The sequence below is a fragment of the Lentzea sp. NPDC051208 genome (assembly GCF_040682435.1).
Classification (GTDB): Bacteria; Actinomycetota; Actinomycetes; order Mycobacteriales; family Pseudonocardiaceae; genus Lentzea; species Lentzea kristufekii.
The window spans coordinates 115463-139562 of record NZ_JBFBAW010000019.1; the positions used below are offsets into that span (position 1 = coordinate 115463).

Here is a 24100-nt window from a genome sequence, read left to right on the forward strand (position 1 = left end):
AGGGTTCTGCCGCAACGCTTCCTTCGTGAGCGCGTTCGGGGAGTGGACGACGGTCGGGGGCCTGCCCGCGTTCGAGTACCGGGCAGGCCCCCGGCCGTGGGATCCGGTCATCGACCCGCCGACGTCGAGGCACTGGGTGCAGACGCTGCACGCGCACACCGCCGCCTATCCGGAGGTGTGGACGGGCACCCTGTCCGGCCCTGACTGCTATCTCGCGCCGGACAGCGACCGTCCCGGCGAGACGTGGGCTTTGCCCGACTTCGGCACCGCGATGCAGGCCTACCCGGTCGCGAACCTGCACAGCCACTCGCAGTCCCTGCTCGCTTTGCTACGACTGCTCGGGATACCTCGATTCGGTGAATGGGCGTGACGAACTGGGAACCTCCGTGGTCCTGACAGTCGCCCCCGCACGAGTCGCCCGAGGAGTCCTCGTTGTCCAGCCCGAGCCACCGAGTCGTCCAGTTGCGCACGCCCATGACCGAGGACCAGCGGCTGTCGCTCGTGGAGCAGACCGCCCTGTGCCACCCGGCGGTGCACAGCGTCGAGCTGTCGTCGGACACCGAGATCCACGTGGAAGTCGTGGTGTGGCGCGGAAGTTCGCCGCAGCGGGCCGTGCACGACATCGCCGCGGCAGTCGATGCCGTGCTCCCAAGCGTGCCCGTGTGCGTGTCGGTGTCGGCCGTTGCGTACCGAAGGCGTGCGACGACCCTTCTCGCGGTTTACAAATGACGCTCGCTTGTCAAACTGACTTTACGTGCCCTACCGTTCTGTCAACCTCCAGAGGAGCGTGGCATGAGCGACAAGAAGGCAACGGTGCCCGTCGGCTCAACCGAGCGGTGGACGGACGGCAAGCGGTACCTGTGGCTGCTGGGACTGGTCGTGCCGTCCCTCGCGTTCCTGGCCATCGGGATGCACGCGGCGACGGGCTGGGGCGTGTGGTTCTGGATCGGCCCGATCGTGGTGCTGCTCATCGTCCCGGCGATCGACCTCGTCGCCGGGCTCGACCGCAGCAACCCGCCGGACGACGTCATCGAACGGCTCGAGAACGACCGCTACTACCGCTGGATCACGTACCTGTTCCTGCCGATCCAGTACGTCGGGTTCGTGGTGGCGTTCTGGCTGATCGCGCGCGGTGATCTGTCCGTTGTGGACAAGATCGGCCTCGCGGTGTCGATCGGGTGCATCGGCGGCATCGGCATCAACACGGCGCACGAACTGGGCCACAAGAAGGAGAGCCACGAGCGCTGGCTGTCCAAGATCGCGCTGGCGCAGAGCTTCTACGGCCACTTCTACATCGAGCACAACCGCGGCCACCACGTGCGGGTCGCGACGCCGGAGGACCCGGCGAGCAGCAGGGTGGGGGAGAGCTTCTACCGGTTCTGGCCGCGCACCGTCCTCGGCTCGATCGCCTCGGCGTGGCGGCTCGAACGCAAGCGGTACGCGCGCCGCGACCGGCACCCGTACCGCCTGGGCAACGACGTGCTCAACGCGTGGCTGATGTCGGCGGTGCTGTGGGCCGCGATGATCGTGTGGCTCGGTGTCGGCATCGTGCCGTACCTGCTGATCCAGGCGGTGATCGGCTTCTCGCTGCTGGAGGTCGTGAACTACATGGAGCACTACGGGATGCTGCGGCAGATGGTCGGAGCGCCGGGCCGCAGGCGGTACGAGCGGGTCGACCCCAGCCACAGCTGGAACTCCAACAACATCGCCACGAACGTCCTGCTCTACCACCTGCAGCGGCACAGCGACCACCACGCCAACCCGACCCGGCGCTACCAGACGCTGCGCGACTTCGCCGAGTCGCCGGTCCTGCCGACCGGTTACGCGGGCATGATCCTGCTGGCCCTGGTGCCACCGCTGTGGCGGCGCGTGATGGACCCGCGGGTGCGCGGCCACTTCGGCGGTGACATCGGCCGCGCCAACATCCAGCCGGGCAAGCGCGCGAAGGTGCTCGCCCGCTACGGCGGCACCGACTCGGGCTCGGACGTCGTCGCGGACAGCCGTGGTGACGCGACGGCGGGCGGCATGTGCCCCGGCTGCGGCTACGTCTACGACGAGAAGACCGGCGACCCGCGTGAAGGCTTCCCCGCCGGAACCGCGTGGGCGGACATCCCGGACACCTGGTGCTGCCCGGACTGCGGCGTCCGCGAGAAGATCGACTTCGTCGCGCCGGGACGGGTCACGGCTTAGGCCCTGTCCTGCAGGTCCGTTCGATGAAAGTCACGGTCGAGAGTCACGGAGGCGGTGCCGCCGCAAGGGCCTCATACCGGGCGTATTCGGGCTTTGCGGCGGTGCCGTCTCCGGGGCCCTCGGCCGCGACTATCGCGGACGAGACCTGCAGGACAGGGCCTAAGATCTGTTCATGGGTTCTCCAGCGGCGGCTTCGGGTCGCCGGCAGCCGATCGTCGAGGCGGCGATCGAGATGACGGCCCGCGACGGCTGGGCCGCGGTCACCATGACGCGGCTCGCCGAGCAGGTCGGCGTCAGCCGCCAGACCGTCTACAACGAGATCGGCTCGAAGAACTCCCTCGCCGACGCCATGCTCGCGCACGAGCTCGGCCGGTTCCTCACGGCGATCAGCGCCGCCTTCGACCGCCACGCCGGCAACCTCGTCGAGGCCGTCCACGACGCCGTCCGCGACGTCCTGGAACTCGCGCGCGGCAACCTCCTGGTCCGCGCCATCGCCTCGGCGACGCACGGCGCCGACACCGAGCTGGTGCCGTTGCTGACCACCCAGGCCGAAACCCTGCTCACCGAGGTCAAGGCGATGCTCGCGGCACGAGTCGAGTCCTACCGCCCCGGCCTCACGGGCGAGCAGATCGAGGTGCTCGTCGACCTCATGACGAGGACGGTGCTCAGTCACGTCGTCCAGCCGACGGGCACCCCGGCCGGCGTCGCGGACGGGCTCGCGTGGCTGGCGTCACGGGTGTTGCAGGAGCCCGCGAGGAAACCGCTCCGCTTCGGCTGACGAACACCAGTGGTGAGCGAACTGATCAGCGTGCTCGACACCGCGGCCGACCGGCTCGTGGTCCCCGGCTACTCGAAGTGGGGTTACCGGCTCCGCGCGAAGAACTGGTCCGGCCCGGAACCCGGCGCACTGCAGGGCGGCAGGGCTGTCGTGACCGGAGCCGGTTCGGGCATCGGCAAGGCGACGGCACTGGGACTGGCCCGTCTCGGCGCGGACGTCGTGCTGGCGGTGCGCGATGAACGCAAGGGCGAGGCGGCACGGCCGAGATCGTCGCCGCGGTCCCCGGCGCCACCGTCCTGGTCCGGCACTGCGACGTGTCGAGCCTGGAGTCCGTGCGCCGGTTCGCCGCGGAGATCGACCGCGTGGACGTCCTGGTGCACAACGCCGGAGTCCTGCCACAAGAGCGCACGGTCACCGTCGAGGGACTCGAGCTGACGTTCGCCACGCACGTGCTGGGCCCACTGCTGATGACCGACCTGCTGCGCTCACGGCTCGCGGCCTCCGCGGACCCACGGGTCGTGCTCGTCTCGTCCGGCGGCATGTACACCCAACGCCTGCGCGCCGACGACCCCGAGTACCGCGAGGGCACCTACAAAAGCGCGACCGCCTACGCCCGCACGAAACGCATGCAGGTCACGCTCGTGCCGCTGCTGGCGGAGCGCTACGCGGCCGAGGGCATCGCCGTGCACGGCATGCACCCCGGCTGGGCCGACACACCGGGTGTCGCCGGCTCCCTGCCGGGGTTCCACCGGCTGACCAGCGCGTTCCTGCGCACCGCAGAAGAAGGCGCGGACACGGTCGTCTGGCTCGCCGCGACGAGTCCCGCTCCCCGCGCCGGACGCTTCTGGCACGACCGCCGTGAACGTCCGGCGCACCTGCTGCCGGGCACCGCGGAGAAGCCAGGGGACGTGGCGGCCTTCTGGCGGTACTGCGCCGGCGCGGCTGGCCTTAGATGACGAACAGTAGTGTTCAACCTTTGGAGTCTGCTGGCGCACCAGTGTGTTCAGGCTGGTCAGGTGCCCCTTCAGTGGCTCCGGGTGTCCCACCGTTCGCCTTGCCGAGTTCCGCCTGTCCGCAGCTCTGGGCTTGCGAGGGTGTTCATGGCTGGACCACCGGTGAAGCTGGCCAGCCGGCCGAACTCAGGCTTGCCACGGCCAGCGCCGCAGCGCTCGCATCGATTCGTTATCGATGGTCTTATTGGTCGAAAGTGACGCTTCGACGTCACTGCGCCGCAACGGGTGGCAAGGTGCACTGAAATGGTCAGCCGGGGGAGTGGCTGATCGTTGAAAGGCCGTGAGGGGATGATCGACCGTGCCGCGGGGTGAACGTGAACTGGTCCGCGACGGCTCGTCGCTCGTGGAGTTCGCCGCCGACCTGCGGCTACTGCGTGCGAAAGCGGGCACCCCGTCCTATCGGGACATGGGCCGCACCGCCCACTACTCGGCGACCACGCTGTCGGACGCGGCGAACGGGCGGAAGCTGCCGAGCCTGGCGGTGACGCTGGCGTTCGTCCGGGCCTGTGATGGTGACGAGGCCGAGTGGGAACAGCGGTGGCACGCGATCGCGGCCGAGCTCAACGAGAACTCCGCGATGACATCCGCGGGCGAGAAGGTCAGCGGTGCACCGTACGTGGGATTGCGGGCGTTCGGCCCGGATGACACGCATTTGTTCTTCGGGCGCGAGCGGCTCGTCGCCGAGGTCCTCGGCAAACGGCAACGGCTGGTGCTGCTGTTCGGTGCGTCCGGATCGGGCAAATCTTCGGTGCTGCGCGCGGGCGTGGTGCCAGCTCTCACCGCTGCAGGGAAGACAACGCTGCTGTTCACCCCTGGGACCCATCCGATCGAACAGTGCTCGGTCGTGCTCGCGTCGAAACTCGGCGTGACCGCGCGGACGGTGATGGACGAGTGGCGCGACGACCGAGCCCTGCACCGGTTCGTGTCGCAGCTGTCAACGGACGACGAGACGGTCATCGTCATCGATCAGTTCGAGGAAGTCTTCACGCTCTGCGGCGACGAAGACGAGCGCGCCAGGTTCATCGCCGCGCTGGCCACCGCAGCGACCACACCTGGCAGCCGGTGCCGCGTCCTGCTCGGCATGCGGTCGGACTTCTTCGCTCACTGCTCGGCACATCCGGCGCTGCTCGACGCCATGCCGGACGGGCAGGTCGTCGTCGGGCCGATGAGCGCGGAGGAGCTCCGCCAGGCCATCGTGGCGCCGGCGAGGCGGATGAACTGCACCGTGGAGAGCCCTCTGGTGGCGGAGCTGATCACGCAGGCGCATGGCAGGCCGGGTGTTCTGCCGCTGTTGTCACACGTGCTGCTGGAGGTCTGGACCCGCCGCAGCGGCAACCGCCTCTCGGTCGCGGGGTTTCAGCAGGCGGGCGGGCTCGACGGCGCGTTGAGCCGCACTGCGGAAGAGGTGTTCACGGGCCTGGATGAGGCGCAGCAGCAGCTGGCCAGGATGTTGTTCGGCAGGCTGGTCGCACTCGGCGAGGGCACCGAGGACACGAAACGACGGCTGGACATCTCCGAGCTCAGCGATGCTCCCGACGTCGCAGCCGTGCTCGACGCGTTCACCGCAGCGCGGCTGCTCACCAAGGACGGGGACGGGGTCGAGATCGCACACGAGGCGTTGATCCGGGCCTGGCCACGACTGCACGGCTGGCTGCGGGACGACCGGGAGAGCCTCCGCCTGCACCGTCAACTCGCCGACGCCACGGACGCCTGGGAGGCGGTGGGCGAGGACAGCGGCGCGCTGTACAGGGGCACGCGCCTGGCGATGACGCTGGGCTGGGCTGCGGAGAACGACGCCGTTCTGACACCGCGAGAGCGGCACTTCCTCAAAGCCAGCCGGTCCGCCGAGATCACCAGCAGCCGTCGGCTCCGCAGACTCGTCGTGCTGCTCAGCGTGGTGTCCCTGGTCGCCGTCACCGCCACGATCGTCGCCGGGAACGCGCGACGAACGGCCACTGAACAACATAACGCCGTCCGGGCCCAGGTCGTGGCAGGTGAAGCCGCCGCGCTGTACCCGACCAACCCACAACTGGCCGTTCAGCTGGCCTTGGCAGCCCACCGACTGGCCCCTTCCACCCACACGAAGGCCGGCCTGGCCAGTACTCTGCCGCTCTCGGTGCTCTGGCACCCCGCCGAGATCATCGCGGTCGCCGTGAGCCCGGACGGCAAGACCGTGGCGACGGGCAGCGACGACCACAACGTACGACTGTGGAACGTCACCGACCTGCGAAAGCCGTTGAACATCGCCACGTTGACAGGTCACACCGAGACGGTCTACTCGGTGGCCTTCAGCCCCGACGGACGCACCTTGGCGACGTCGGGATTCGACCGCGACGTGCGGTTGTGGAACATCACCGATCTCCAGAATCCGAAGCAGATCGCCACTCTGACCGGCCACACCGAGAACGTCCACTCAGTGGCGTTCAGCCCGGACGGCCGCACTCTGGTGTCGGCCAGTTGGGATCGCACGATACGGCTGTGGGACCTCGCGAATCCACGCCAGGTCACCGTGGTCGACGGGTTCGTCGACATACTCTACGACGCCCGATTCAGTCCCGACGGCCGGACCGTGGCGGTGGCCGGCGACACGGTGGGCATCTGGCTGTTCGACGTGACCGACCCGGAGCGGCCTGCGCAGCTCTCCACCATTCCGGGCCATGACGGCGGGGTGTACGAGGTGGCGTTCAGCCCGGACGGGCACACCCTGGCCACTGCCGGGGACGACCGCACCGCACGGCTGTGGGACGTCTCGGACCCTCGCCGGCCGGCCGAACTGGCCACCCTCAAAGGCCACAACGACAACGTCTACTCGGTGGCGTTCAGCCCGGGCGGGCGCACCCTGGCCACTGCCGGAGATGACCTCACCGTACGCCTGTGGAACGTGACCGACCTCCGCCACGTGACCGGTCCGGTCACCCTCTCCGGCCACGCGGACGCGGTGGAGGTAGTGATCTTCAGCCCCGACGGACGCACGTTGTTCACCGGAGGCTGGGACAAGACGGCCCGGCTGCTGGACACCGACCTCGACCGGACCGTCATCCACGCCTGCGACGACGTCCGCACCGTCATCACGGAGACCGAGTGGAACCGCTACTTCCCGGGCCTGCGCTACCAGCCACCGTGCCCAGGCTGAATCAGTCTGCTCGATCCGCCACACACCGGTCCGTCGTTGTCAGGTCGTTGATGTACGGCAGCGGCGCGCTCGGCGCCGGACAACGTGAACGGCCTAGACCTGATCGGGCAGATGTCGATCAGAGAAGGTGAACGACGACCGTGTTCAAGAACCTCACGCGCCGTACCGCGAAACAGGGCCTCCAGCTCACCACCCCGCTCGCGAACTCGGCTGGACCCGCCACCGGGTTCGGGAAAGGACCACAGATGCGGATTCTCACGCGGCTCGGGGCGGCACTGGCGGTGACGGCGGCGCTGGTCACCACGACGGCGGGCGTGGCGGCTGCCGCCGCCTACCCGTCCGACCCGTTCCCCGAGGAATGCAACAACAAGAGCGGCTGCGTCTCGGGAGTGGTGCACTGGTCGAATCGGTCGGCCACCGTCGATGTCAACCTGTTCGACGACAGGAATGCCGGGTCCACCACCGTCGTCGTCGACTTCTACACGGCAAACGGGTATTTCGGCACCGACACCCGAACTGCCAACAACGAGAGGATCACGGGCCATCCCTCCAAAGAAGGGCCGGTGGGTGGCATCAACAAGGTCGTCATTTGGCTCAAGGCCAACATCGATGGCTCGTTCTATTACGTCGGTACGTTCTACCGCGACTAAGCGGCAGTTCTCGGGGGTCCGCCTCGCCGCCCGCCAGTCGGTGACCTCTCCCTCGTCAGACGTAGACCCGTGTCGGGGTCGTATCGGCCCGAACTGGGCGCCCTTGAGACCCGGTTCGGGCCGCGCCTCGCGCTCGAGGACCGAGTACGTGGTGCACCATTGTCGTTCAGGTCCTCCGGCTTCGCGGAGCTGTTAGATCCGGTGGTTCTGGCCCGGTTGAACGCGTGCATCCCAGCGGCCGCGCCCGGCTCTGGGGCGTCACGGCGAAACATGACAAGCGGATGGACAGCGTGGCCACCGGCGATGTGGTACTGCTCATCGGTCAGAAACACGTGCTGGCCATCGGGGAGGTCGGCCACGGGTTTCGCAACTCCGCGTTCGCGCGGAGCCTGTGGCGTCCTGACCCTGCGAAGTGCTTGTGGAGCAACGTGACAGCCCGGACAAGGTCGCTGTCGTCCTGGCCCACACCGCCTCAGTGCGCGATCGGTGACGAGCCCGAACTTGCTGCCCAAGCCGCTACCGCCTCATGTCGGCGAGGGGCGGGAGAAACACTTCATCAGTAGATCAAGCGTCGCGACCTGCCTGGGACCGTCGTGGCACCGGTGAGAGCCCCTCGTGCGTGGCTTGGAGATCGCCCTGGTCGTCTTCGCCGATGACGACGACCCGCAGCAGCCGGCCGCCGCCGATGCCACAGGTCCGCTGCTCGCGGCGGTCCAGCCTGTGACCGACCCATGCCGGTCGGACTGGTTCACCCCGAAGTCCGTTGAGCAGGTTCGGGCGCTACGCAGTGGCGACGAGGCTTTCCGGTCGTGGACCGATTTGGACTACCTCGCCGATGGCGCGTTCGCCAACCATGGGCCGGTCCTGGTGACCTTGCAGGGCCTGCACGCCGACCGCAGTGTGACGATCACCGACATCGCCGTCGAGGTGATCGCCCGCAACCCACCGCCGCAGGGAACCGTTCTGGACGCGCCTTGCGCTGACACTGAGCTCTATCGCTATGCCGTGATCGACCTGGACAAGCCACAGCCGAAGGCGGTCGGCGAGCCGGTCAGTGCCGACGCGGCAGAGCAGGCGCGTCTCAAGGGCTGGCGCGTCGATCCGATCTCCTTCCCGTACGAGATCACCAGCACCGACGCCGAGACCTTCCTTCTCAGCGCCCGCACCGCGTCCTGCGACTGCAGCTTCGTCGTGCACTTCGAGTGGTCGGCGGCCGGGCAGACCGGCCGGCTGACTGTGCCGGACAACGGCAAATCGTTCCGGGTCGTCGGCGGCGCGAACGCGCCTCGGTGCCGCACGGACCAAGTGCTGGAGTGCCGATGAGGCCGCAGCAGCACAGAACGCTCAACCGGGTACTCGCCGCGCTGACGATCGTGGTGTCGCTCGCCCTGGCACTCGTCCTGTTCCTCGGCGACCGAGAGCGAGCAGCGCCACCGCAACCGGCGCCGCAAACTCAATGCGGCCAACCCGCCCTCGCCTACGACGGCGGCCACCCGTTCACCGCTGATCAGGCCCGCGACGTCGCGGGCGTGCACGCAGCAGCGTGCGCCGGTGACTACGCAGCCCTGGCGCCGTTCATCCGCAGCGTTCCCCAGACGAACCTGCCTACGCTTCCCTCCGCGACCACGATGGTGGAGGAATGGCGCAGCAACGACCCCACCGGAGTCAAGCTGCGCGCGGTCGCCTCGGTACTCGAACAACCCGGGATCGGCCACCAAGGCGGCCTCAGCTTCTGCCACCCGAGCAAAGGACATGTCGCGTTCAGCCGCGGCACCATCGACATGCCACCAGGGTTGGGCGGCTTCGAGTTTCCCCGCCAGGGCCAGCCTCTTGACTGCTTCTTCCTCTGACTGCCGTCGTAGTCCGCCGGGCCCACCGCCGACCCAGCCCGTCGACTGCTCGCACCGCGACTTGCGCGGTGCCGTAGTCGTTGACGCGGCCCACGTTCTACACGGTGGCGCCTGACTCGTCGGTGACGCACGTCCACGATTTCGATGTTCGACGACCAGCGGTTGGTCAGCGTGTGCACCGGCGGGTAGCCGCCTCGCCACGCACGCACCCAGAGAACCGCACCGCGGCATCGGCATTGATCGAGACAATCGGCAGCAGTACGACTCGCGCCTGACCGCTCCACCGCGCCGCACTGCCCTCAGGCTGCCGTTCCGTTTCGAAGGCATTGCGTTCTCACGGCTGTCTTAAGATGGCAGACACGGTACGAATCGACGTCGCCGGAAGATGGTTCGTCAGGAGTGCGGAAGACAGTCGCCTACTAGCATTCGGGTTGTGTGGCGAGGCTTACGGCCACGCCCCCGCGAACCCGATGTCGGTCGGGTCGTCCAGGCGGCCGGTGATGCGAGGGTAACGGCGTATCACGGCCAGCGCCTGCTCTCGGGTGCGCTGCAGGCATAGCAGGTCCTGGGTGTCGGTCAACCGGATGGGTCGTGCCACCGTTCGCCGTCCTGCCACAACGGCGAATCTGATGCCCAGCTGGTCGGCGCGTTGCCGTGTCTCGAGCAGCACAGCGATGCCGATCGAGCCGAAGAATCCCACGTCGTCGAGATCGACCACCAACGCGGCGGCCCGGCCAGCCATGCAGGTGAACAGCGCGTCCCGGATCTCTCGGAAGGTGTCATGGTCGACATCCCCGTGCACAACGGCGATCACCACATCCTCAGCGGTGGTGACCTCGACCATGATCAAAGGCTGCTCGGCCTCTTCATGCATGCTGCTCCCTCAACCCACAGACACGCGCTGGATCCGCTCCCGTTGCCGTCTGTACCCGTGCGGGACGCAGCTGACACCTCAACACCTTGCAGTGAGTGGTGTCGGAGCGTGCGATATGCGGCAGTGCGCGTTCGTTCAGTGGTAAGGCAAGACGCCTCCCCCAACAAAAGGCTTCAGCTTCATCATTTGGGGATGTGCTGGTTCGCGGAGCTTCTTCGTCGGTCGGCTGAGGCAGCGCGAGCTCGTACCTGCGAAGCTCAGCACGTATCCAAGTTGAGTTGCCCACCAGAGGGTTCATCGGCCGTGGGAGCACGTTCCGGGAGCAATAGGGAGCAGAACCATGCGCTGAACGTGCAAGTACGTTCCTCAGCGGATTCGAACGGAGCCGCGCTGAGCTGCGAAAGTTGCATTTCTGCAGGTCAGTGCGGCATTGGTGCTATAGGACGAACTTCTGGTACTGCTCGCGGTCCAGGTCGTACACCTCGAGCGTCACCTGGGTGGGCAGCCCCTCCACCGGCTTGAGGTGATCGCGCGCGATCCCGACGGCGACCTGCCCGACCTCCTGCTTGAGCTCGACCGGCCGGCCCGTCAGCAGCCCCACCCTGATGTGGATCATCGCCGCGGGCGAGCCGTCGCCGATCACGGACTCCTCGATCTCGCGGAACCGCGTCTTGAACGCCGCCACCTCCGCGCTGACCAGCGGCCCCACGGTCCGGTGCAGGGCGAGGGCGAAGGCGCGGCGGTCGAACGCCTCGCTCAGTTCAGCGGAGTACTCGACGGTGATCTGTGGCATGAGCCCACGCTACCGGCGCGCTGACGATCAGCAGCTGCCTGAGACGTCACTTCCCGTGCGGGTCCTCGGCGTTGAGCGCGGCGACCACCTGGTCGTAGTTCCCGCGCGCCTCGCCGTAGCGCAGGAACTTCACGCGCTCGACCTGGATCTCGCGGGCGTCGGGCTGCGTCTCGATGATGTTCATGACCTCGGTGACGTACTCGTCGAGCGGCATGGCCTGTTCGTTCTCCGCGTGGCCCGGCAGCAGGTCGGTCTGCACCGCCGGAGGCTCCAGTTCCACGACCTTCACCGACGTGTCGGCGAGCTGGAGCCGCAGGGTCTCGCTGAGCATGTGGATCGCGGCCTTGGACGCGTTGTAGCTCGGCGTGATCTTCAGCGGCGCGAAGGCGAGTCCGGACGAGACGGTCATGATCGTGGCGTCCGGCAGCGTCTGGAAGTGCTCGACGAACGCGGCGATCAGGCGGATCGGGCCGAGGACGTTGGTCGTGACGATGTCCTCGGCGGACTCCAGGAACGACTCGGGGCGGTGCCAGTCCTCGACGCGCATGACGCCGGCCATGGTGATCAGCACGTTGACCGACGGGAAGCGGGCGATGACGTCCTTGGCCGCGGCCTGGACGCTCGCGGCGTCGGCGGTGTCGATCCGGACGGTCTCGACACCGGGGTGCTCCGCGGCGATCCGGTCGAGCAGTTCGGTGCGCCGGCCGCCGACGACCACGGTGTTGCCGCGCTCCCGCAGCGCGAGGGCGAGCGCCAGGCCGATGCCGCTGGTGGCTCCGGGGATGAAGACGGTGTTTCCGGTGATGTCCATGGCATCGAGCTTCTGCCGGTGTCCGCCGTTGTGGCAGAGAGCCCTTATCGGGGGATCGGCGATCCCTGGTTCACGACGCGCAGGCCCGGATACTGGGGTCATGGATCGGGTGGAGCTCGCGGGATTCCTCCGGCGCCGCCGGGAGGAACTCAGGCCGGAGGACGTCGGCCTGCCGGCGGGTGCGCGCAGGCGGGCACCGGGGCTGCGGCGCGAGGAGGTCGCGGCACTGGCCGCCATGTCCACCGACTACTACACGCGCCTGGAGCAGCAGCGCGGCCCGCAGCCGAGTGAGCAGATGCTGGCCGCGCTGGCCCGCGCTCTGCGGCTGACCGACGACGAACGCGACTACCTGTTCCGCGTCGCCGGTCGCAACGCCCCGTCGCCCCAGACCACCGCCACCCACGTGGCGCCCGCGTTGCAACGGGTGCTGGACCGGCTCGACGACACGCCCGCGCTGATCCTGTCGAACCTCGGCGAGATCCTGGTGCAGAACCGGTTCGCCGAGGCGCTGTACGGCGACTCCTCGCGCTTCACCGGGTACGCCCGCAGCGGGATCTACCGCTGGTTCACCGATCCCGACGAGCGCCTGATCTACCCCGAGCACGACCGCGACCGGCAGGGCCGCACGCAGGTGGCGAATTTGCGCGCCGCCTACGCCTCGATGGGCCCGCGCTCACGGGCCGGTGAGCTCGTTCGCGCGCTGCAGAAGGAAAGCGCGGAGTTCGCCGAGCTGTGGGAACGGCACGAGGTCGCGAAGCGGTTCGAGGACCACAAGGTGCTGATCCACCCCCAGCTCGGCGAGATCGAGGTGGACTGCCAGGCGTTGTTCACCGAGGACCAGTCGCAGGCGCTGCTGGTGCTGACCGCGCCGCCGCGCACCGAGGCGTTCGACAAGCTGCAGCTGCTCGGTGTGCTGGGCACGGAGAAGTTCGTCAGCTGAGGACGAGGATCGTCTCCTCGATCTCGGCCTTCCTGGCCGCCGCGTAGCCGACGTCGGTACCGACCGGCTCGAACCCCGCCCTCGTGAGCACGCGCGTCGACGCCGCGTTGTCACTGGCCACGCGGGCGTGCAGCGGCCGGACCGTCACCCGTTCCAGCAGCAACGCCACCGCCCGTCCGGCGACGCCCTGGCCCCAGACCGCGCGGTCGATCCAGTAGGTGATCTCGGTGTCGCCGTCCATCACGAAGCTGGCGATGCTGCCCACCACCACGCCGTCGCCGAGGACGACGTGGTTCAGGGTCTCGGGGTTGTCCCGGATCTTGCGCCAGTGCGCGTCGAACGCCGCGCGGTCGTCGGGGTCCTCCGCGGTGAACGCGGCCATCCGCACCGCTTCGGGATCGCGCATGAACTCGAACAATATGTCCAAGTCCGCGTCCTCGAGGCCTCTCAGGGCCACTTCGCTGATCATCGAGCGAGCCTAGTCGCGAGCCACGCCAAAGACAGCGGATACCGGTAGTCGATCGCGCCGTGTCCCGCGTCGAAGAGCTCGAAGTGCACGCGCTCGTCCGGAAGCCCGACCGCGGCGATCTCCTTGCGGAACGCCTCCGCGCCGAGGTCGAGGAAGTACTCGTCCCGTGTACCCGCGTCGATCCACACGGCCCTGAGCGAGCGGATCGCGTCGGCGTGACCGGCCACCATCCGCACCGGGTCCCAGTCGAGCCAGCGCTGCCACACCTGGGGGATCGGCGCCCCGGTGACCGGGTCGAACGGCAGCTCCGGCGTGCCGTCCTCGCGTGCCGAGAAGCACGCGGCGACACCGAGAATCCCGAGCAGGTCCATGTCCGCGGGCTCGGTGAACGCCGTACGGCTCTGGAAGTCGGTCCACCACTGCTGGACGTCGTGGTCGTAGCCGCGCAACGCCCGCGCGGCCTTGCCGAAGTCCGCGAGGTAGCAGAGCTCGTAGAGCGCGTCACCCGCGTGCGTGGCCAGCGCGCCGAACAGGTCGGGCCGCAGCATCGGCGTGATCATCGCGCCGAACCCGCCGGAGGACTTGCCCGCGATCGCCCGCGACTCGCGGTCCGGGATCGTGCGGTAGTGGTCGTCCACCCACGGGACGATCTCGTCGCACAAGTACGAGTGGTAGCGGCCGGTGCCAGGGGAGTCGACGAACTGCGACCCGCCGTACGACGTCCACGCGTCGACGTAGACGACGATGCAACCAGGGGCTCCTTGCGCGAACACCGCGTCGGCCGTCTCGATGAACGGCTGGCGGAACGGCATCCGGTTCGCCCACATCGCCAGGTGCCCGGTGTAGCCCTGGATCATGTAGACGGTGGGGTAGCGGTCGGTCCCCGAGTCGTAGCCCGGCGGCACGTACACCCACAGCGGCCGCTCGTGCGGATCGCCGAGCGGGTTGTCGCGCAGCAGTGCCGAGTCGACGGTGTGCCGGTCCAGCCGACCGGCGAGCGGTCCCTCCCAAGGCAGCATGTCCCCAGTCAACCACAGTGGACCAGCCGGTCCAGAAAACCTACGCTCGGGTCATGGCACTGACGACGAAGGGGCGCGCTACCAGGCAGCGCATCATCGAGGGCGCCGCGGCCTACCTGCGCAGTGACGAGCCCGCGGGCGTGACGCTGGACGACATCCGGGCGATCACGGGGACGAGCAAGAGCCAGATCTTCCACTACTTCCCGAACGGCAAGGAGGAGCTCTTCCTCGCCGTCGCCCGCCACGAGGCGGACCGCGTGCTCGACGACCAGCAGCCGCACCTCGGTGCGCTGACGTCGTGGGCGGCCTGGGAACGGTGGCGCGACTCGGTGGTCGCCCGCTACCGCGCGCAGGGACGGCACTGCCCGCTCGGCGTGCTGATGGGGCAGGTCGGCGGCACGCCGGGGGCGCACGAGGTGGTCGGCGCACTGCTGAGTCGGTGGCAGGCCCACGTGCGCAAGGGGATCGGCGACATGCAGGCGGCCGGGCTGGTCCGGGAGACCCTCGACGCCGACCGGGTCGCCGCCGCCTTCATCGCGGGCATCCAGGGCGGGGTCCAGGTGCTCATGTCGACCGGTGGCGTCGCGCACCTCGAAGCGGCGCTCGACACGTTGATCGAACACCTCCGGGGCTAGTTTTCTGGACTTGCTGGTCCAAAAAAGTGTTCGTAGCTTCGAGGACATGACACAGCGACTGGAGGGCAGGACCGCCCTCGTCACCGGTTCCACCAGCAACATCGGCCGCTCGATCGTGGCCGCCTTCGCCCGCGAAGGAGCGCACATCGTCGTTTCCGGGCGCGACGAGACCAGGGGAGCGGAGGTGGTCGAGCAGATCCGCGCGGACGGCGGGAAGGCAGGCTTCGTCCGCGCCGATCTCGACGGCTCCCCGGCCGCGAGCCGCGCGCTCGCCGCCGAGGCCTCCGCGCTGCTGGGAGGTCGCGTCGACGTCCTCGTGAACAACGCGGGCATCTACCCGCCCTCGACCACCCCGGCAACGGACGAGGAGACGTTCGACCGGGTCTTCGGGGTCAACGTGAAGGCACCGTTCTTCCTCACGCAAGCCCTCGTTCCCGCGATGATCGGCGCCGGCAGCGGCGTCGTCGTCAACCTGGGCTCGTGGATCACCAGGCTCGGCGTTCCCAGCGGGGCGGTCTACAGCACGAGCAAGGGCGCGATGGAGACGCTCACGCGGGCGTGGGCGGCGGAGTTCGGGCCGCGGGGCATCCGGGTCAACGCCATCTCGCCCGGCGTCATCGCCTCGGCGGGCTGGGACGACAAGACCCGCGGCATGGCCGGCGTGATGATGCGCGGCACGCCCGCCGGTCGCTCCGGGCATCCGGACGCGATCGCGTCGGCGGCGGTGTACCTGGCCTCGGACGAAGCCGAGTTCGTGCACGGCATCGTGCTGGACGTCGACGGCGGCCGCACGGGAGTGGCGGTGGTCGCCGTGTGACCCCGGTCACCTTCCGGCCCGGTTTCTGTGACCTGAGGTGAGACTCGCCGGTCTCCCATGGCGTACAGGACAGTCGGCGAAGGGTGCGGAAGTGACGGGTCGGGAGTGGCTGGGGCGGGTGGACGCGGAGCAGGTGCAGGCCGCGCGGGCCGGTGATCGGACGGCGCTCGACGCCGTGGTCGCGGGTTGCCTGCCGCTGGTCTACAACGTCGCCGGTCGGGCGCTGCACGCCGATTCCGACGTCGACGACGTGGTGCAGGAGACGATGGTCCGCGTGATCCGCGGCATCGACGCGCTGCGGGAGCCGGACCGGTTCCGGTCGTGGCTGGTCGCCGTCACCATCAACCAGGTCCGCGAGCACTACCGCCGCCGCGACCTCGCCCCGGCCCCGCTGGAGGAGTACGACCGGGCCGATCCGGGCGCCGAGTTCGTCGAGGTCACGTTGTCCCGGTTGCACTTCGCCCAGCAGCGCCGGGAGGTCGACGAGGCCGCGCGCTGGCTGGATCCGGGCGACCGCGAACTGCTGGCGCTGTGGACGCTCGAACGCGTCGGGCAGCTGACCAGGGCCGAGGTCACCGACGCGCTCGACCTCGGCGCGCACACCGTCACGGTGCGCGTGAGCAGGCTGAAGGGCCGCCTGGAGACGATCAGGCACCTCGTCCGCGCGTTGACGATGGAACCGCGCTGCGCCGGGCTCGACCGGGCCGCGCAGGGCTGGAACGGCGAGCCGAACCCGTTGTGGCGCAAGCGACTCCTGCGGCACGTCGACGAGTGCGGGCGCTGCGGTCGCGGCGTGGACGACGCGATGCCGGTCGAGCGCATCCTGACCGGCGCCGCGCTGCTCGTGGTCCCGGCCGCCTACCTGCCCCGGCTGCTCGAAACGCTCACGGACGTCACGCCGGACCCCGTCGCGTTCGAGTCCGACCTCGGCGCCGTGCCCACGCACCTCGCCGAACCCGCAGGTGTGTTCGGCAAGCTCGCGGGCATCGCCAGCGGCAAGCCCGTGCTCGCCGTGGCGGGCGCTGCGGCCGTGTGCGCGCTCGTCGGCGTGGTCGGCACGATGGTGTTGCTGCCGTCCGACCCGCCTACCGCCGTGGCCGGGCCGAACACCACGCAGGGACTGGCGCCCACCACGTCCTCGTCGCAGCCGCCGGAGACCACGTCCGCGGCGTCGAGCGCACCGTCGTCCGCGACCACGACCACCACGACGACAGCGCCGCCGGAGCCCGTCCGCGCCGCCACGCCCGAGGAACGCGTCCTGGCGCTGATCAACGAGACCAGGGCGAAGGTCGGCCTGGCCCCGCTGACGGTCGACCCGGCACTGGTCACCGCGGCCGACCGGCACACCAGGGCGATGATGAGCAACGGCTGCGGCCTGTCGCACCAGTGCCCCGGCGAGAGCGGCCTCGGCGAACGCAGCACCGCGGCGGGCGTGAAGTGGAACTCGGTCGCGGAGAACGTCGGCATGGGCGGCCCGGTCAAGGACGACGTCGAGGCGATCTCCAAGATGGCGCTCGGCCTGACCCAGGGCATGATCGACGAGAAGCCGCCGAACGACGGCCACCGCAAGAACATCCTGAGCAAGTCGTCCACCCGCATCGGCATCGTCGTGATCCGCGACGCCAAGGGAACCGTGTGGATGACGCACGACTTCGCCGGAAGTTGATTTGAGACGCGCAGGGTGCTGCGGGCTGACATCGGGCGACCCGGTTCACGCTCAGCAGGACGGCTCGCGGCACCGCCCCCACGCCCCCATACGTCCAGTATGAGGACGCGGGGGCGGCACCACGATCCGCCCGTCTGACCGCGAACCGACCCGGCCGATGTCAACCCGCAGCACCCAAAAGATCATCCCTAGGTAGTACGTGGGAACGCGACCACGGTCGGACGCGTGACGATCTGTCCGGCCAGCACTGTGTCTCCCGTGCAGACCGTCACGTATCGCTGGCCGACCGCGGTCGTCACCGACACCCCGGAACTGTTGCGCTGGACGGGTTTCGGCGGTGCGCTCCTGCTCACCGCCGGTGCCTGGGCCGTGAGCGCCAGAACCGGCGGCGCGGTGGCCCTGGGCGTCGCGATCGCGGGTGCCGGGCTGGTCGTGCTGACGTGGGCACTGCTCGGCCGCACCAGGCCGGACCCCGGATGGCTGCGCCGGACCCTGGCCTGGTGGTGCGCGCCGCTGCTGGCCGCGCCGCCGTTGTTCAGCGCCGACGTCTTCAGCTACCTGGCCCAGGGCGAGGTGGCCGCGAACGGGCTCGACCCGAACATGGTCAGCCCGGCGGCCGGTGCGAGCGCGGAGGCCGTGGCACGCGTCGGCGTCTACTGGCGCGAGACGCCGTCGCCGTACGGGCCGTTGTTCACCACCGTCGAGAGGGCGATCACCGAGGTCACCGGCGGCGACCCCGTCCTGGGCATCGGGCTGTACCGGCTGGTCGCCGCGCTCGGGCTGCTGCTCGTCGTGTGGGCGGTGCCCCGGCTTGCCGCCATGGCAGGTGTGCAGGAGCGCACGGCGTTGTGGCTGGGCGTGATGAACCCGTTGGTGCTGTGGCATCTCATCGGCGGTGTCCACAATGACGCGCTGATGCTCGGCCTCATGCTGTCCGGCACCGTCGTCGCGTTGCACGCGCTGCGCGAACTGAAGTGGTGGCAGTACACGGCCGGTGTCGTCCTCATCGGACTGGGTGCGCAGGTCAAGCTGCCCGCGCTGGTGGCGCTCGCGATCGTCGGTACCGCACTGGCGCGCAGGCTGGGCGGCGGTTGGGTGCGGTTCGTCACGGCGGGCTTCGCCATGGTCGCGGCCGCCGGGGTGGTGTCGGTCGTGACGTCGTTGGCCGGCGGGTCCGGGTTCGGCTGGGTGCAGGCGCTCGGCACGCCGTCGAAGGTCAACAGCTGGATGGCGCCGACGAACTGGCCCGGCTATCTGGCGGGTGCGGTGTTCGGCCCGCAAGCCGGGCAGGCGATGCTTTCCTCGGCACGGATCGCGGGGCTCGTGCTGATCCTCTGCGGAGTGGCGGTGCTGTTGGGCCGCCAGCTGCGCGGGCGGATCTCCGAGGTGACGTCGCTGGGAATGATGATGAGCCTGATCGTGGTGCTGGGGCCGGTGATCCAGCCGTGGTACCTGTTGTGGGCCGTGCTGCCGCTGGCCGCGTGCCTGCCGGTGGGGACGTGGCGGACCAGGGTCGCCGTGCTCACCGGGGTGTTCGCGCTGCTGGTGCCGCCGCTCGCGGGCAACTTCGCGGGCCGCGTGCCCGAGCTCGTCGCCGCCTACGTCGTCGGGATCGCACTCGTCGGTGGCGCGTACCTCGTCCTGCGCCGGGCGAGGGTGTCCGTTGCGCAAGCCTGACCTCGCCCGCTACGGCGCGGCGGCGCTGGCCGGCGGCGCGCTGGCACTGAGCTTCCCGCCGCGCACGCTCTGGTGGCTCGCGGTTCCCGCCTTCGTGGTGTTCTGGCTGGTGCTGAAGGGCGCGGGCGCCCGCCGAAGCGCCGGCCTCGGCTTCGCGTTCGGGTTCGCCTTCTTCCTCCCGCACCTGTGGTGGATCCAGCACTTCCTGGGCAACGACTTCGGGCCCTGGCCGTGGCTGGTGCTCAGCGCGTTGATGGCGTTGTTCATCTGCGGTGTCTGCGCGTTGTTCCCGCTGGTCGCCCGGCTCCCGGCGGCTTCGGTGTGGGCGGCGCTGCTGTTCGTGCTGCAGGAGACGCTGCGCGGGCTGATCCCGTTCAACGGCTTCCCGTGGGGCCGCGTCGCGTTCGGCCAGGTCGACGGGCCGTTCGCGCGGCTCGCCGTGCTCGGAGGCGCGCCGCTGGTGACGTTCGCCGTGGTGTTCACCGGGTTCGGCCTGGCCGCCTGGTTCCCGAGGTGGACGCGCGCCTGGGCGCTGGTGCCGATCGTCGCCGCGCTCGCCGTGAGCCCGTTGATCTCGATCGAGGCGCAGACCGGCGAGCGGACCGTCGCGGTCGTGCAGGGCAACGCGCCCGACGTCGGCCTCGGGCTGCTCACCGAGGGCACCACCCTGCGCGAGAACCACCTGCGCAAGACCGCCGAACTGGCCGCGCTGGTCCGCGGCGGCGCGCTGCCGAAGCCGGACCTCGTGGTGTGGCCGGAGAGCGCGACCAGGACCCGTGACCGCGACCCGGTCCTCGACGCCGCCATCGCAGACCTCGGCGTGCCGACGCTGGTCAGCGCACTGCGCAACGGGCAGAACTCCGTCATCACGTGGGACCCGGAGACCGGCGCGGGGGAGTCGTACGCGAAGCAGGAGCTCGTCCCGTTCGCCGAGCACATCCCGCTGCGCCCACTGGCCCGGATCTTCACGCCGTTCGCGGACCAGCCCGATCTCGACGCGGGCACCGAACCGGGCGTGCTGGACATCGCGGGCACGCGCGTGGGCGTCGGCATCTGCTACGAGGTCGCCTACGACTACGTCCTGCGGGAGAGCGCCGCCGACGGCGCGCAGCTCCTGGTGGTGCCGACGAACAACGCCTGGTACGGCCGCGGCGAGATGACCTACCAGCAGCTCGGGATGGCCCGGCTGCGCGCGATCGAACACGGCCGCGCGGTCGTGGTGGCGGCGATCAGCGGCGTGAGCGCCGTGGTGCGGCCGGACGGCAGCGTCGTGCGGTCGACCGGCATGTTCACCGACGACCTGATGGTGGACACCGTGCCGTTGCGCACGGACGTGACGTTCGCGACCAGGTTCGGCGGCGCGATCCACGTCCTGCTCACGGGCTTGGCGCTCGTCTCGTGCGCGGCGGGCTTGTGGTCACGGCAGCGAGCACGACGGGCACTGGCCGCCCGGGACTGAGCCACCGCGCGCGACGGGCGTGCGTTCCACCCTCCCGCGGGAGGGTGGAACGCACGCCCACGACCGCAACCACCTCTCCGGCGCTCCGGTCTCGCGTGCGGTGAACTCAGTTCTTGCCGAGCAGTGCCGATCCCAGCAGCGTTCGCTGGTGCAGCACGGACAACCCCTGCCTCTCCGTCGTCAGCAGTCCCGCCTCCCGCAGCACCGTCGTGTGCCGGCTGACCGACGACGGTGACGCGCCGAGGCGTTCCGCCAGCTCGGTCGTCGTGGCCCCGGCACCGACGGCCGCCAGCACCGCCGATCGAGTCGTGCCGAGCAACGCCGCCAGCGCACCCTGCTCGCGCCGTCCGCTCGCGAGCTGCCGCTGCCAGGTCCAGTCGTGGTGCAACGGGTACACCACGGTCGGCGGCAGCCCCGGATCAGCGAACGCGACCGGCGTGCGGCGGCAGAAGTACGACGGCACCAGCCGCAGCCCGCGCCCGTTGAGGTACAGGTCGCGGTCGTGCGCGTACTGGACCTCCAGCACCGGTGCCCGCCAGTTCATCAGCGGCCACATGCCCCGCAGCAACCCCTCGACGTCGCAGGCGAGACCGTTGCGGTGCACCCGGTCGGTCTCGACCGCCTCGTCGATCAGATCGCCGTACGGCTCGATCACCTCGCGGTGGTACCGGGTGAGCGCCTCGGTGAGGCCCATCAGGGACTCACCGTCGCCCGCCGCCAGCGGACGCGTCCACTCCGGAACCGGCCGCACCCCCTCCAGCCGCTGGAACTCCTCTCGCAGCCGATGGCGGGGCGTGGACCGGATCGCCGCGAGCGCGCTACCCAGACCCTGCGCACCCTCCGGGGGTGTGATGAAGTCCGGGAAGTACGGCCCGAGCGGCGCGAGCACGGACAGCATGCGCACGCCGGACGTGATCACCTGCCGGTCCCCGTTGCGGCGGACTTGACGCAGCCACGGCTGCAACATCAATCCGCTGTCCAGTTCGGTCAGCCGAAGCCAGCTGAACACCATTTCCCAGAGTGGATCCACCCTTTCCGCTACCTGCGTACGCTCCAGATCGCCAGTGGAAAAATGGATGCGCAACACAGCAACCTCCCCAGTCCAGGTCACCGCGCACAACGATACTGGGCGTGTCACTCCGCCGAATCGCGCAACGAAAACCGGACGCGGGACCAGTGTCCCGCGTCCGGTTTTGTGCTAGCCGGCCAGATCAGCCGCAGCTGGTGCTGACCCACTGGTGCGAGCGGACCTGGTAGGTGCCCGCGAGGTCACCCTTCTGGCCCTGCTTCGTGCAGCCGATCGAGCCGTTGTAGCCGGTGTTGCGGTAGAACCGGACGCCCTTGGCGGAGGACGTGCCGCGGTTGTAGACGGACTTGACCTCGCGGTCCGTGGCCCAGGAGCACTTGTAGGTGCCCGAGGTCCAGTCCGAGTCGGCGACGTCCCACATGCAGCGACTGCCCTTGCCGCCGAAGCCGTCCCAGAAGCAGATGTTGCCGGTGTTGCAGTCCCAGGCCGCGAGCGCCTGGCCGGTCTCGGAGTCGAACGCCGCGCCCACAGCGGCGGCCTCGGCGACCGGAGCCTCCGCCTGCGCGCTCGGCGCCGCGAGAGCGACGGTGAAGAGCATGGCGAGTGGCATCAACGCCAGCAAAATACGCCGAACGAACCTCAAAGGATTCCTCCCTAACCCAAAGTTAATTCCGCCGGGCGCCACTTTAAGCAGGGAGGGGAACCGGAGAAAAGCTATTGCTCCGTGGCGCAATAGCGCTTTTCAGGATCGTCGGGTGTACCTGTGTTTCACGCCCACCGGGAAGTACTCCGGATCGCCGTGCGGCCGCAGCACGACTTCGGGCAGCTGCCGTTCGGCCGGGACGTAGTGCGCGAACTCGCTGTTGAGCCGCAGCAGCTGGGCCCGGACCGCCTCCGCGATCTCCGCCGCGTCCGCCGTAGCGCCCGGCGCGGTCTCGACGGTGATCCGCAACAACCGGTCGCGATCTTCGTCCTCGACCGACTCGATCACGAACTTCCCCGTCACCACGTCGCTGATGCCGGGCTGTTCCAAACCGACGGTCACGTTCTCCGGATGGACGTTCGCGCCGAAGAACGACACCGTGAACAGCGACCGCCCGAACAGGAACACGAACGGCAGCTCCGGGCCCGCAGGCGGAGTGAAGCCGTTGCGGGAGCAGTACTCCAGCAGTTCCGCGTGCCCGAGAACCCCGCCCTCGTCGGCGATCCGGTAGCGGATCAGCGGGATGCCGCCGTCCGCGGTGAACACCAGCGTGCCGTCGTGCACCTCGAAGAACCGGCTCGCCGGGTCGTACTGCACGAGCGTCGGCAGCCGCGAGTCGCCGAAGACCTCCCGGGCCTTCTCGGGGTGGTCGGAGAAGAACCCGCGGATGCTCGCCGAGAGCGCGGTCTCGTTGCCGAGCACACCGGAATCCGCTGTGCCGTAGAGGGAAGCGATGTCGGTGACAGGGTCGGCGATGCCGGCGCGCCGCGACACCAGTTCGCGCCACTGCTCGCTGAACACCTCACCGGCCAGCACGAGCTTGATCCGGTACGCGGGCCAGTCGACGCCCTCCGCGAGCCCGGTGTCGACGACGTCCTTCACGAACGGCGGGTAGCCCAGCAGCACGACCTGGTCGAAGTGCGGCGCCAGTTCGGGCAGCACCCGCAGGATCTCGGCCTTGTTGTTGCCCGGCGCCACCACCGTGATCGGGCACCCCTTGGCCGCCAGGTGCCGGACGCACGCCTGCGTGAACAGACCACCGACCCAGGTGCCGAGCGGAAAGCACACGACGGCCAGCGTCCTGCGCTCGTCGGCGTGGAATCCGTCCACGAGCACCTGCTCGAACCGGCGTGCCACGTGCAGCTCGTCCTCGACGCCGCGCGGCCAGATCGTGGGCCTGCCGCTCGACCCCGACGACACGGCGATCATGTCGCAGTTCTCCAGTTTCCCGTCGCGGCACAGCTCCGGCAGCGGGTACCGCTCGTGGTAGCCGGCCTTGTCGAGCAGCGGCAGCCGCTGGAAGTCCTCGAACGTCCGGATCGCCGCGGGATCGATCCCGTTGTCCCGCAGGAGCTTCCGGTAGGCGGGCACCGTCTGCGCCGTCCGCTGGAACAGGTTCAGCACCCAGCTCCCCGACTTCGGCTCGCCCGGCGCGAAGAAGTCGTCGAACGCCTGGCGCACGCGGATCTGGCGGCTGCTGTCCATGGTCCGAGCGTATCGATCTGATCCATTCCACCCGGACCAGACGAACGACGGTTCACGGGGAGTGCCCGCCGCTTCTACCGTCTGTTGTTGACCGGGAACCCCCTGCTTCCC

At 69.4% G+C, this 24100-nt stretch carries 23 protein-coding genes and 1 pseudogene; 16 read left to right on the forward strand and 8 right to left on the reverse strand.

Translation table 11 applies throughout. The features are described 5' to 3' along the window. Positions 1-25: 25 nt before the first annotated feature. The 10 genes and pseudogenes from AB0M48_RS36170 to AB0M48_RS36215 all read left to right on the forward strand — a co-directional run bounded on the left by AB0M48_RS36170 (position 26) and on the right by AB0M48_RS36215 (position 9614). Positions 26-370, forward strand: a complete 345-nt coding sequence (locus AB0M48_RS36170; RefSeq protein ID WP_363850649.1) for a hypothetical protein — start codon at positions 26-28, stop codon at positions 368-370. Between the two features lie 62 nt (positions 371-432). Continuing rightward, positions 433-729, forward strand: a complete 297-nt coding sequence (locus AB0M48_RS36175) for a hypothetical protein (protein WP_363850652.1) — start codon at positions 433-435, stop codon at positions 727-729. 63 nt (positions 730-792) lie between these two features. Further along, positions 793-2190, forward strand: coding sequence for a fatty acid desaturase (locus AB0M48_RS36180; protein ID WP_363850655.1), 1398 nt, complete (start codon positions 793-795; stop codon positions 2188-2190). Between the two features lie 172 nt (positions 2191-2362). Continuing rightward, positions 2363-2968, forward strand: a complete 606-nt coding sequence (locus tag AB0M48_RS36185; protein WP_363850657.1) for a TetR family transcriptional regulator — start codon at positions 2363-2365, stop codon at positions 2966-2968. A gap of 150 nt (positions 2969-3118) precedes the next feature. Then, positions 3119-3172 (forward strand): annotated as a pseudogene (locus AB0M48_RS36190) (hypothetical protein); the annotation flags it as partial. 110 nt (positions 3173-3282) lie between these two features. Then, on the forward strand, positions 3283-3924 hold the full coding sequence (locus AB0M48_RS36195) for an SDR family oxidoreductase (RefSeq protein WP_363850660.1): 642 nt from the start codon (positions 3283-3285) through the stop codon (positions 3922-3924). Between the two features lie 355 nt (positions 3925-4279). Continuing rightward, positions 4280-7114, forward strand: a complete 2835-nt coding sequence (locus AB0M48_RS36200; protein ID WP_363850662.1) for a helix-turn-helix domain-containing protein — start codon at positions 4280-4282, stop codon at positions 7112-7114. 140 nt (positions 7115-7254) lie between these two features. After that, positions 7255-7764, forward strand: coding sequence for a hypothetical protein (locus AB0M48_RS36205; RefSeq protein WP_363850665.1), 510 nt, complete (start codon positions 7255-7257; stop codon positions 7762-7764). 624 nt (positions 7765-8388) lie between these two features. Then, positions 8389-9087: a hypothetical protein gene (locus tag AB0M48_RS36210; RefSeq protein WP_363850668.1), complete on the forward strand. Its 699-nt coding sequence runs from the start codon at positions 8389-8391 to the stop codon at positions 9085-9087. Continuing rightward, entirely contained in the window at positions 9084-9614 is a 531-nt protein-coding gene (locus tag AB0M48_RS36215) for a hypothetical protein (protein ID WP_363850671.1), read from the forward strand. The genes AB0M48_RS36210 and AB0M48_RS36215 overlap by 4 nt, the downstream gene beginning before the upstream one ends. Before the next feature lie 445 nt (positions 9615-10059). Here AB0M48_RS36215 and AB0M48_RS36220 read toward each other — a convergent pair whose 3' ends face one another. From AB0M48_RS36220 to AB0M48_RS36230, 3 genes are all read right to left on the reverse strand, one after another. Then, positions 10060-10488, reverse strand: coding sequence for an STAS domain-containing protein (locus tag AB0M48_RS36220; RefSeq protein ID WP_363850674.1), 429 nt, complete (start codon positions 10486-10488; stop codon positions 10060-10062). Positions 10489-10924: 436 nt separating this feature from the next. Next, entirely contained in the window at positions 10925-11281 is a 357-nt protein-coding gene (locus tag AB0M48_RS36225) for a hypothetical protein (RefSeq protein ID WP_363850677.1), read from the reverse strand. A 46-nt stretch (positions 11282-11327) separates the two neighbouring features. Continuing rightward, positions 11328-12092 carry an SDR family NAD(P)-dependent oxidoreductase gene (locus tag AB0M48_RS36230; RefSeq protein WP_363850680.1) on the reverse strand — a complete coding sequence of 255 codons (765 nt, stop codon included), beginning with the start codon at positions 12090-12092 and terminating at the stop codon, positions 11328-11330. Between the two features lie 100 nt (positions 12093-12192). Here AB0M48_RS36230 and AB0M48_RS36235 point away from each other — a divergent pair, with 100 nt between their 5' ends. After that, entirely contained in the window at positions 12193-13032 is an 840-nt protein-coding gene (locus AB0M48_RS36235; protein ID WP_363850682.1) for a helix-turn-helix transcriptional regulator, read from the forward strand. Here the strand turns inward: AB0M48_RS36235 and AB0M48_RS36240 are convergent. Further along, positions 13025-13501 carry a GNAT family N-acetyltransferase gene (locus tag AB0M48_RS36240; RefSeq protein WP_363850685.1) on the reverse strand — a complete coding sequence of 159 codons (477 nt, stop codon included), beginning with the start codon at positions 13499-13501 and terminating at the stop codon, positions 13025-13027. The genes AB0M48_RS36235 and AB0M48_RS36240 overlap by 8 nt on opposite strands. Then, positions 13498-14520, reverse strand: a complete 1023-nt coding sequence (locus AB0M48_RS36245; protein ID WP_363850687.1) for an alpha/beta hydrolase-fold protein — start codon at positions 14518-14520, stop codon at positions 13498-13500. The genes AB0M48_RS36240 and AB0M48_RS36245 overlap by 4 nt, the downstream gene beginning before the upstream one ends. Positions 14521-14573: 53 nt before the next feature. On the opposite strand from AB0M48_RS36245, the gene AB0M48_RS36250 reads away from it, so the two are divergent. The 5 genes from AB0M48_RS36250 (at position 14574) to lnt (ending at position 20774) form a co-directional block, all read left to right on the forward strand. Next, positions 14574-15155: a TetR/AcrR family transcriptional regulator gene (locus tag AB0M48_RS36250; RefSeq protein ID WP_363850690.1), complete on the forward strand. Its 582-nt coding sequence runs from the start codon at positions 14574-14576 to the stop codon at positions 15153-15155. 46 nt (positions 15156-15201) lie between these two features. Continuing rightward, positions 15202-15972 carry a glucose 1-dehydrogenase gene (locus tag AB0M48_RS36255; RefSeq protein ID WP_363850693.1) on the forward strand — a complete coding sequence of 257 codons (771 nt, stop codon included), beginning with the start codon at positions 15202-15204 and terminating at the stop codon, positions 15970-15972. A 91-nt stretch (positions 15973-16063) separates the two neighbouring features. Further along, positions 16064-17638, forward strand: a complete 1575-nt coding sequence (locus AB0M48_RS36260; protein ID WP_363850696.1) for a sigma-70 family RNA polymerase sigma factor — start codon at positions 16064-16066, stop codon at positions 17636-17638. A 258-nt stretch (positions 17639-17896) separates the two neighbouring features. Beyond that, the gene (gene mptB / locus AB0M48_RS36265; RefSeq protein ID WP_363850699.1) at positions 17897-19315 is read left to right on the forward strand and encodes a polyprenol phosphomannose-dependent alpha 1,6 mannosyltransferase MptB; all 1419 of its coding nucleotides are present in this window, start codon (positions 17897-17899) and stop codon (positions 19313-19315) included. After that, positions 19302-20774, forward strand: coding sequence for an apolipoprotein N-acyltransferase (gene lnt / locus AB0M48_RS36270; protein WP_363850702.1), 1473 nt, complete (start codon positions 19302-19304; stop codon positions 20772-20774). Before mptB ends, lnt begins: the two co-directional genes overlap by 14 nt. A gap of 106 nt (positions 20775-20880) precedes the next feature. Here lnt and AB0M48_RS36275 read toward each other — a convergent pair whose 3' ends face one another. The 3 genes from AB0M48_RS36275 to AB0M48_RS36285 all read right to left on the reverse strand — a co-directional run bounded on the left by AB0M48_RS36275 (position 20881) and on the right by AB0M48_RS36285 (position 23989). Continuing rightward, complete coding sequence (locus AB0M48_RS36275) at positions 20881-21786, reverse strand: helix-turn-helix domain-containing protein (protein WP_363850705.1); 906 nt, start codon at positions 21784-21786, stop codon at positions 20881-20883. A 199-nt stretch (positions 21787-21985) separates the two neighbouring features. Beyond that, positions 21986-22411, reverse strand: a complete 426-nt coding sequence (locus tag AB0M48_RS36280) for a peptidase inhibitor family I36 protein (protein WP_363850708.1) — start codon at positions 22409-22411, stop codon at positions 21986-21988. Positions 22412-22543: 132 nt separating this feature from the next. Beyond that, positions 22544-23989, reverse strand: a complete 1446-nt coding sequence (locus AB0M48_RS36285; protein WP_363850711.1) for a phenylacetate--CoA ligase family protein — start codon at positions 23987-23989, stop codon at positions 22544-22546. Positions 23990-24100 lie beyond the last annotated feature (111 nt).